At 70.2% G+C, this 8125-nt stretch carries 9 protein-coding genes; 6 read left to right on the top strand and 3 right to left on the bottom strand.

Translation table 11 applies throughout. From position 1 onward, the window contains the following. A partial coding sequence (locus tag AC1DWC_RS26345; RefSeq protein WP_477912798.1) for an MspA family porin occupies window positions 1-88 on the top strand: 88 nt, incomplete at its 5' end. Between the two features lie 55 nt (window positions 89-143). Here AC1DWC_RS26345 and dapE read toward each other — a convergent pair. Continuing rightward, window positions 144-1229, bottom strand: a complete 1086-nt coding sequence (gene dapE / locus AC1DWC_RS26340) for a succinyl-diaminopimelate desuccinylase (RefSeq protein WP_477912796.1) — start codon at window positions 1227-1229, stop codon at window positions 144-146. A gap of 44 nt (window positions 1230-1273) precedes the next feature. Beyond that, the gene (locus tag AC1DWC_RS26335; protein WP_477912794.1) at window positions 1274-2239 is read right to left on the bottom strand and encodes an SMP-30/gluconolactonase/LRE family protein; all 966 of its coding nucleotides are present in this window, start codon (window positions 2237-2239) and stop codon (window positions 1274-1276) included. Window positions 2240-2338: 99 nt separating this feature from the next. On the opposite strand from AC1DWC_RS26335, the gene dapD reads away from it, so the two are divergent. Together dapD and AC1DWC_RS26325 are read left to right on the top strand one after the other, a co-directional pair. Next, window positions 2339-3292, top strand: coding sequence for a 2,3,4,5-tetrahydropyridine-2,6-dicarboxylate N-succinyltransferase (dapD, locus tag AC1DWC_RS26330; protein ID WP_477912792.1), 954 nt, complete (start codon window positions 2339-2341; stop codon window positions 3290-3292). After that, window positions 3292-4686, top strand: a complete 1395-nt coding sequence (locus tag AC1DWC_RS26325) for an amino acid permease (RefSeq protein ID WP_477912790.1) — start codon at window positions 3292-3294, stop codon at window positions 4684-4686. Before dapD ends, AC1DWC_RS26325 begins: the two co-directional genes overlap by 1 nt. Before the next feature lie 79 nt (window positions 4687-4765). Here AC1DWC_RS26325 and AC1DWC_RS26320 read toward each other — a convergent pair whose 3' ends face one another. Continuing rightward, window positions 4766-5524, bottom strand: a complete 759-nt coding sequence (locus AC1DWC_RS26320) for an SDR family NAD(P)-dependent oxidoreductase (protein ID WP_477912788.1) — start codon at window positions 5522-5524, stop codon at window positions 4766-4768. A 187-nt stretch (window positions 5525-5711) separates the two neighbouring features. Here AC1DWC_RS26320 and AC1DWC_RS26315 point away from each other — a divergent pair, with 187 nt between their 5' ends. The 3 genes from AC1DWC_RS26315 to AC1DWC_RS26305 form a co-directional block, all read left to right on the top strand. Further along, window positions 5712-6521 (top strand): enoyl-CoA hydratase, encoded by an 810-nt coding sequence (locus tag AC1DWC_RS26315; protein ID WP_477912786.1) that lies wholly within the window; start codon window positions 5712-5714, stop codon window positions 6519-6521. A gap of 181 nt (window positions 6522-6702) precedes the next feature. Continuing rightward, window positions 6703-7119, top strand: coding sequence for a hypothetical protein (locus tag AC1DWC_RS26310; RefSeq protein WP_477912784.1), 417 nt, complete (start codon window positions 6703-6705; stop codon window positions 7117-7119). 98 nt (window positions 7120-7217) lie between these two features. Next, the coding region (locus tag AC1DWC_RS26305) for a DUF222 domain-containing protein (RefSeq protein ID WP_477912782.1) at window positions 7218-8125 on the top strand (908 nt) is incomplete at its 3' end.

Raw genomic sequence — 8125 nt, 5'->3', positions numbered from 1 at the left:
GGCCCGCTCCTTCGCGACCGTCACGGTGAACACCGACACCGTCACCAGCACCACCACCCTGTGGGGCCAGCCCTTCAGCATCGGCTGAGACAGCCACACCCGTTCCGGCCCCGCCTCGTTCACCGAGGCGGGGCCGGACGCGTTCAGGCGCTGAGGTACCCGCGCAGGACGGCGGTGACGTCGGTGATCTGCTGCACCGGGACGCGCTCGTCGCGCTTGTGCGCCAGGTTCGGGTCGCCGGGGCCGTAGTTCACCGCGGGGATGCCCAGCGCGGAGAAGCGGGACACGTCGGTCCAGCCGTACTTGGCCCGGAACTGCCCGCCCGCGGCCTCGATCAGCGCGGCCGCCGCCGGGGCGCCCAGACCGGGCAGCGCGCCGGGCGAGGAGTCGGTCACCTCGAGGTCGAGGTCCAAGCCACCGAGCACCTCGCGGACGTGCGCGATCGCCTGCTCGACGCTGCGGTCCGGCGCGAACCGGAAGTTGACGTCCACGTCGGCCGCGTCGGGCACCACGTTGCCCGCCACGCCCCCGGAGATCCGCACCGCCGACAGCCCCTCCCGGTACACGCAGCCGTCGATGTCCACCGACCTCGGCTGGTAGTCCGCGAGCCGCGCGAGGAGCGGGGCCAGCTTGTGGATCGCGTTGTCCCCCAGCCAGGACCGCGCCGAGTGGGCGCGGGTGCCGGACGCGGTGAGCCGCACCCGCAGGGTGCCCTGGCAGCCGGCCTCGATGAAGCCGCCGGACGGCTCACCCAGGACGGCGACGTCTGCCTGCAGCCACTCAGGCAGCTCGCGCTCGATGCGGCCGAGCCCGTTGTACTGCGCGGCGATCTCCTCGCAGTCGTAGAACACCAGCGTCAGGTCGTGCGCGAGGTCGGAGACGGTCGCGGCCAGGTGCAGGAACACCGCGTCGCCGGACTTCATGTCGACGGTGCCGCAGCCGTGCAGCACGTCGCCCTCCGCCGCGTCCACGGTGCGCCGGCTCGGCACGTTGTCCGCGATCGGCACGGTGTCCAGGTGCCCGGCCAGCATCACCCGGCTGGGCAGGCCGCGGTTGGTGCGGGCCAGCACCGAATTGCCGCTGCGGATCACCTCGAAGCCCGTCGTCTGCTCGCGCAACGCGGCCTCCACCACGTCGGCGATCAGCGATTCGTCCTGGGAGACGCTGGGGATGTCCACCAGCGCGGCGGTCAGGTCGATGGGGTCGGCGTGCAGGTCCACGCGAGGCAGTGAGGTCACCCGACCAGGTTAGGCGGCTCTGCCGCGCACGAGCGCTAGGCGCCTGTCTCGTAGATCGCGCCGTCGAAGCCGGCCCGGAACAGCCGGCCCGCCGAGAACCCGGACGCCCCGTTGCCGTAGGTGAGCACGCTCGAGCCCGGCAGTCCGGACGCCAGCGCGCAGAACTGCTCCGGACCGTCCACCCGGAGGATCTCGCCGCCGATGTCGGTCGGCACGATCGGCCGGCCCTGCGGGTCCAGCGTCAGGCCGTCCGGTGCGGCGATCACGTCACCGCCTCGGAAGGTCACCAGCGATTCCGGCGCACCGGGGTTGGCCACCGGGATGCGGCTCACTCCCGGATTGGCGAAGGTCCGCGAGACGTACAGGTACCGGCCGTCGGCGCTGAGCGCCGCGCCGTTCGCGCTGGGCAGCACCGCCCAGTCCGGCTGCACCACCCCGTTCGGCAGCACCCGCCCGACCAGCGAACCGAAGTCGTTGGTCGCGTAGACGGTGCCGTCCGCGGCCACCGCCATCCCGTTCGCCGCACTCAGGCCCGACGCGAACGGCCGGACCGCTCCGGTGTTCACGTCCACCTTCACGATGCCCGCGGACCGCGTCGCATCGCCGGTCAGCACCCGGGCGTCGGCCCCATAGCCGACCAGCAGCCCGCCGTCCGGCGCCCAGGCCAGCGCACCGGCACCGCCGCTGGGGACCGTCGCGATCGGCACCGCGGGCGCTCCGGGGCCGGCGAGGCGGAACACCCGGCCGCTGACCAGGTCGGTGACGTAGAGCCGGCCGGCGCCGTCCACCGCGGCGCCCTCGAGCACCGCGCCGGGCACGGTGCCCACCAGCACCGGGGCCCGCCCCGCGCCGGGGCAGGTCGGGGTCCCGCCCACCGACCCGGTCGGCGCCGCCGACGCCGCGCCCACCGGCAGGGCGGCCACCGCCGCCGCGAGCAGCAGTCCCACTCCCCCGAGCCGAATCGCCCCGGTGAGCCCCGTGCGTCCCCGTCGTGCCGTCATCCGTGTGGCCCTTCGTCGACCAAGATCATCTCGTCACTGCCCGTTCCACGGACGCGGGCCGGTAGGGGTTCACCGGCCCGGCCGGTACCCTGACTGCCCGTGAGCATTCAGGGAGCATCTGCAGTCGGCATCGCAAACGTGACCACGGGCGGCGTCGTCCTCGACACCTGGTACCCCGAGCCCGCCCTCGGCGAGTTCGACCAGGCCGGGACCGTCGTACTCGAAGCCGGCGACGTGCCCGCCGAGCTGTCCGCGCTGACCGGCGAGGACGAGGCCCGCGGGGTCCGCCAGGTCGCGGTCCGCGTGACCATCGCCGACCTGACCGCCGCCCCCCTCGATGCGCACGACGCCTACCTGCGCCTGCACCTGCTCTCGCACCGCCTGGTCCAGCCGCACGGTCTGAACCTCGACGGCGTCTTCGGCCTGCTCGCGAACGTGGTGTGGACGAACTTCGGCCCCTGCGCGGTCGAGGGCTTCGAGCTGGTCCGCGCCAAGCTGCGCGCCCGCGGCCCGGTCACCGTCTACGGCGTGGACAAGTTCCCGCGTCTGGTCGACTACGTGGTCCCGTCCGGCGTGCGGATCGCCGACGCGGACCGGGTCCGTCTCGGCGCGCACCTGGCGTCGGGCACCACCGTCATGCACGAGGGCTTCGTGAACTTCAACGCCGGCACCCTCGGCAACTCGATGGTCGAGGGCCGCATCTCGGCCGGCGTGGTCGTCGACGACGGATCCGACGTCGGCGGCGGCGCGTCGATCATGGGCACCCTCTCCGGTGGCGGCAAGGAGGTCATCTCGGTGGGCAAGCGCTGCCTGCTGGGCGCGAACTCCGGCCTCGGCATCTCACTCGGCGACGACTGCGTCGTCGAGGCGGGCCTCTACATCACCGCGGGCACCAAGGTGCAGGGCCCGGACGGCACCGTCGTCAAGGCCAAGGACCTCAACGGCACCTCCAACATCCTGCTGCGCCGCAACTCCGTCAGCGGCGCGGTCGAGGTCGTCGCGCACAAGGGCACCGGCGTCGAGCTGAACGCCGCCCTGCACGCGAACGACTGATGACCGCGAACTCGACCTCCCCGGCGCCGCTCGAGGAGCAGGGCGACACCAGCCACCTCGGCCACGGGCTCAAGGTCCGTCATCTGACGATGATGGGCCTCGGGTCCGCCATCGGGGCCGGCCTGTTCCTGGGCACCGGCGTGGGCATCGCGAAGGCCGGCCCCGCCGTACTGATCTCGTACGTGATCGCCGGCATCGTGGTGATCGCGGTGATGCGGATGCTCGGCGAGATGGGCGCCGCGATCCCGGCCAGCGGCTCGTTCAGCCACTACGCGCGCATCGGCATCGGCGAGTGGGCCGGCTTCACGATGGGCTGGCTTTACTGGTTCATGCTGATCATGGTGCTCGGCGCCGAGATCACCGGCGCCTCGGCGATCGTGCACGGCTGGCTGCCCGGGGTGCCGCAGTGGGTGGTCGCGCTGGTCTTCGTCACCTTCTTCGCGGTGGTGAACCTGGCAAAGGTCAGCAACTTCGGGGAGTTCGAGTTCTGGTTCGCGGCCATCAAGGTCACCGTCATCGTGGCGTTCCTCGTCATCGGCGTGCTGCTGGTCTTCGGGCTGCTGCCGGACACCGACCCGGTCGGGTTCACGAACCTGTTCGGCCAGGGCGGGTTCATGCCGAACGGCTTCGCGGGCATCGCCGCGGGACTGCTCGTGGTCGCGTTCGCGTTCGGCGGCATCGAGATCGTGACGATCGCCGCGGCGGAGTCGAAGGACCCCGAGCACTCGATCGCCACGGCCGTGCGCAGCGTGGTGTGGCGCATCAGCGTGTTCTACATCGGCTCGATCGCGATCATGGTGCTGGTGCTGCCCTGGGATTCGCCGCAGCTGCAGAGCGGGCCGTTCGTGGCCGTCCTGAACCAGGCGCACATCTCCTACGTCGCCGGTTTCATGGAACTGGTGGTCGTGGTGGCGCTGCTGTCGGCCTTCAACGCGAACGTCTACGGCACCTCCCGGATGGCCTATTCGCTCGCCCGTCGCGGCGACGGTCCTGCGCTGCTGGGCGGCCTGTCCAAGACCGGGGTGCCCACCAACGCGGTGGTGCTGTCCGTGTTCTTCGGTTTCGTCAGCGTGCTGCTCAACTGGCTGCTGCCGGACTCGCTGCTCTCGATCCTGCTCAACGCGGTCGGGGCCGCGCTGCTGGTGATCTGGATCTTCATCGTGGTCTCGCAGCTGCGGCTGCGCCGGCGGCTCGAGGCCGAGGGCAAGCTGACCCTGCGGATGTGGGGCTTCCCCTACCTGAGCTGGGCCACCCTGGCCGCCCTCATCGGGCTGATCCTGTTGATGCTCACCGACGCCGACGCCCGCAACCAGCTGATCTCCACGACGGTGCTGTTTCTCGTGATCGCCGGGCTGTCCGTGCTCAACGCGAGGCGGCGCAAGGCCGCGCTCTGACCGCCTCGCCCGACGGGCAGCGGACGGACACACATGCGGCCCGGAGCGGACCTCCGGGCCGCATGTGCCTCGGTCCCGCTCAGCGCGCGGTGAAGCCGCCGTCGATCGACAGAGCCGCACCGGTGACGAACGACGCCTCGTCGCTCAGCAGGAACGCGACGAACGGTGCGATCTCGTCCGGCTGCGCAACGCGGTTGACCGGATGCAGGGCGGCTATCTGCGCCATCGCCTCGTCGGTGGGTGCCATGGACCCGCGGGAGAGCGGCGTGTCGACCCCTCCGGTGGTGATGGCGTTGACCCGGACGCCCCGCTCGGCAACCTCCAGCGCGACGGACCTGGTCAGGCCCACGACGGCGTGCTTGGCGGCAACGTAGGGCGCGACCTCGGGGAGCGCGACGACACCCAGATTCGACGCGTTGTTGACGATCGCCCCGCGGGTCTCGAGGACCGCGGGAATCTGGTGCTTGAGGCAGTTGAAGACGCTGGTGACGTTCTGCGCGAGCTCCGCGTCCCAGTCGGCACCGTCGATACCGGAGACCGGACCGGACGCATTGACGCCGCCCGCGTTGTTGAATGCCCCGTCCAGCCGCCCGAACTCGGCGACCGCGGCGGCGACCAGCGCCGCGGCATCCGCCTCCACCGACACATCTGCCGGCACGAAGATCGCGGAACCGCCGGCGGCACGGATGTTCCGGGCAGCGTCTTCGCCGACGTCCCTCCGGCGAGCCCCCAGCACGACCGCGGCGCCCTCCGCCGTGAGCCGCCGGGCAACCGCGAGACCGATGCCGGAGGTGCCGCCGGTGACGATGAAGACCTTGGAGTCCAGGCGCGAAGACATGATGAGTCCTTTCGGGAGATCTGCTGAAGGTGGCGACGTGGTCGCCTGAATCAGACTGCGAAATCCCGGGACTCGGCGCTGGCGGGAATCGGACGACGCGTTTGGCGAGCGCGTCTCGTCGGGTTGGCGCCGGATACGCCGTAGTGTCGGCGCGATCTAACGTCCGTCGTCGAACAGGAGACCGGCAGTGAGCTTTGTCCTGGTCGAGCGGCCCCGCGAGAATGTGGCCCTGGTGACCCTCAACCGCCCGGAGCGGATGAACGCCATGGCCTTCGACGTGATGGTCCCGCTCAAGGAGTCCCTCGAGTCGATCAGCAACGACAACTCGGTGCGTGCGGTGGTGCTCACCGGCGCGGGCCGCGGGTTCTGCTCCGGCGCCGACCAGTCCTCCGCCGGCAGCCCGCCACACATCGACGGACTGACCAGGCCGTCGATCGCGCTGCGCGCCATGGAGATCCTCGATGACGTGGTGCTGGCGATCCGCCGCATGCACCAGCCGGTGATCGCCGCCGTCAACGGCGCCGCCATCGGCGGCGGGTTCTGCCTGTCGCTGGCCGCGGACATCCGGCTGGCCTCGCGCGACGCCTACTTCCGGGCGGCGGGCATCAACAACGGGCTGACCGCCAGCGAACTCGGTCTGAGCTATCTGCTGCCTCGCGCGATCGGCTCGTCGAGGGCGTTCGAGATCATGCTCTCCGGCCGCGACATCGACGCCGCCGAGGCCGAGCGGATCGGCCTGGTCTCCCGCCTGGTCGACGGCCCCGACCTGCTCGACGAGTCGTTCACACTGGCGGAACGGATCGCGGCCTTCTCCCGGCCCGGTGTGGAGCTGACCAAGCGGACGCTGTGGTCGAGCCTGGACGCGTCGTCGATGGCCCAGCACATGAACCAGGAGGGACTGGGCCAGCTGATGGTCCGGCTGATGACCGACAACTTCGAGGAGGCCACCCTCGCGCGGCGGGAGAAGCGGGAGCCGGTGTTCCGGGACAGCAAGTAGGTCGGCCGGGCCGGTGCCATCCACATCGTCGCCATCCCCCAGGCACGAACACCCAGTGGCGACGGATCCGCCTCGCAGTGAAATCGGGAGGCGACAGTTGGCCGGACGTAAGGGTTGGTCATGGCGAGCGGTGGTGGTTGCGCTGACCGCAGCCGCTGCAGTCACATGGCTGGTAGCCGTCGTGACCGCCGACATCCGCCGTGCGCCTGATGCGGACTGCATCGCTGTCGACTCCAGCCTGATGGACCTGATCGTAGGCAAGCCGGCCTCCGACCCCCTCGAGCCGCTCGAGGCAGTCGCTGTCCGCGACCCCTGGACCCGCAGCAAGGCATCCGTGTCGCCATTCGACAACTACTACGCAATCGCCATGCAGTTCCGGAGGAGCGACGGTTCGACCTCCCACGGCGTGTGGGGATTGGGCGGGGGCTCACTTCCCCCAGAGGGGCAAGCGCTGAAGGTGATCGCCGACAGCGCACCGCTCGTCAGTGTGGACCAATCAGCCCGACAGAGCACCGTCTGGCCAGAGACCGAAATGCATTTTCCAGAGGACGCCAACGCGGTGAAGGAAGCCCGACGATGCCTGGCATCCAGATCATGACCGGGCGAGTCACGAACAGGAAGATTTCCGGATCACATACCTTTTGACCAGCATAAATACACTAGAAATCGAATGTGCGTGCGAGTAGAATTCGATGTATGAAACTCGACGCCATGCTCACCGACCCCGCCGGGGTCGAGGCATGGCGACTCGACGAAACCGAGATACTTGCGGCGGTGCCGGAGCTGGTTCAGGACATGCGCAGACGCGAGGCACTCCTCGTCCGACTCGTGCACGAGGCGGATCAAAGATGCCTGCCCGAACACGCCGGTGCCGCGGACACCACCGCCTGGCTCGCCGGCACGACCCGGATGCACCCCGCCCACGCATCGCAGATCGTCCGCCTCTCCCGAGAACTGCCCCTGCACCCCCAGATCGCCGACGTCCTGAACGAGGGACGGATCGAACTCGGCCACGTGCAGGTGATCGTCAACTTCCTGGACCGACTCGCGAAACTCACCCGCGACTTCGACATCGACCCGGCACCCGACGGGACCGACTGGGAGCACCCCGACCCCAACAGCGCCCGGGCCGACGACTGCGAGGCCTACCTGCTCATCGCCGCCCGCGTCGAAGACCCCAAACAACTCCGCAACCGGGCCCGCGAGATGGAGATCCTGTTCGAGCGCGACAATGACCTCCCGTCCGACGCAGAGAACCCGGAACTCAACGAGTTTCACGCCAGCGCCACCCTCGGAGGTCGGGTGCTCGTGAGGGGCAGCTTCGACGCCGAGTCCGGCGAGGCCCTCCAGACCGCGTTGTCGGGCCTGTCGAAGCCGCACCCGGGCACCGACGAGGACGGCAACGCCACCCGGGACAACCGCTCGGCCCAGAAGCGCCGCGCCGACGCCTTCGCCCAGATCATCCGCGGACACCTCGACAACGCTCGTGGCCCGATGGAAGGTGGGGAACGCCCGCACGTCACGGTCACCATCGACGTCGACGCACTCAAGGACGCGGTGGCGGCGACGGCGCCCACCCCCGCGACCGGTGCCTGGGTGGGGAA

This window comes from Rhodococcus sp. P4_C10, assembly GCF_056402135.1.
The sequence above is the reverse complement of the archived record's forward strand: the minus strand, read 5'-3'. Positions and strand labels throughout refer to the sequence as shown.

What these genes read in the sequence shown, in the direction of transcription:
- AC1DWC_RS26325 (WP_477912790.1), top strand. Translation starts at nt 3,292, where the DNA reads ATGACCGCGAACTCGACCTCCCCGGCGCCGCTCGAGGAGCAGGGCGAC.
- AC1DWC_RS26335 (WP_477912794.1), bottom strand. Translation starts at nt 2,239, where the DNA reads ATGACGGCACGACGGGGACGCACGGGGCTCACCGGGGCGATTCGGCTC.
- AC1DWC_RS26320 (WP_477912788.1), bottom strand. Translation starts at nt 5,524, where the DNA reads ATGTCTTCGCGCCTGGACTCCAAGGTCTTCATCGTCACCGGCGGCACC.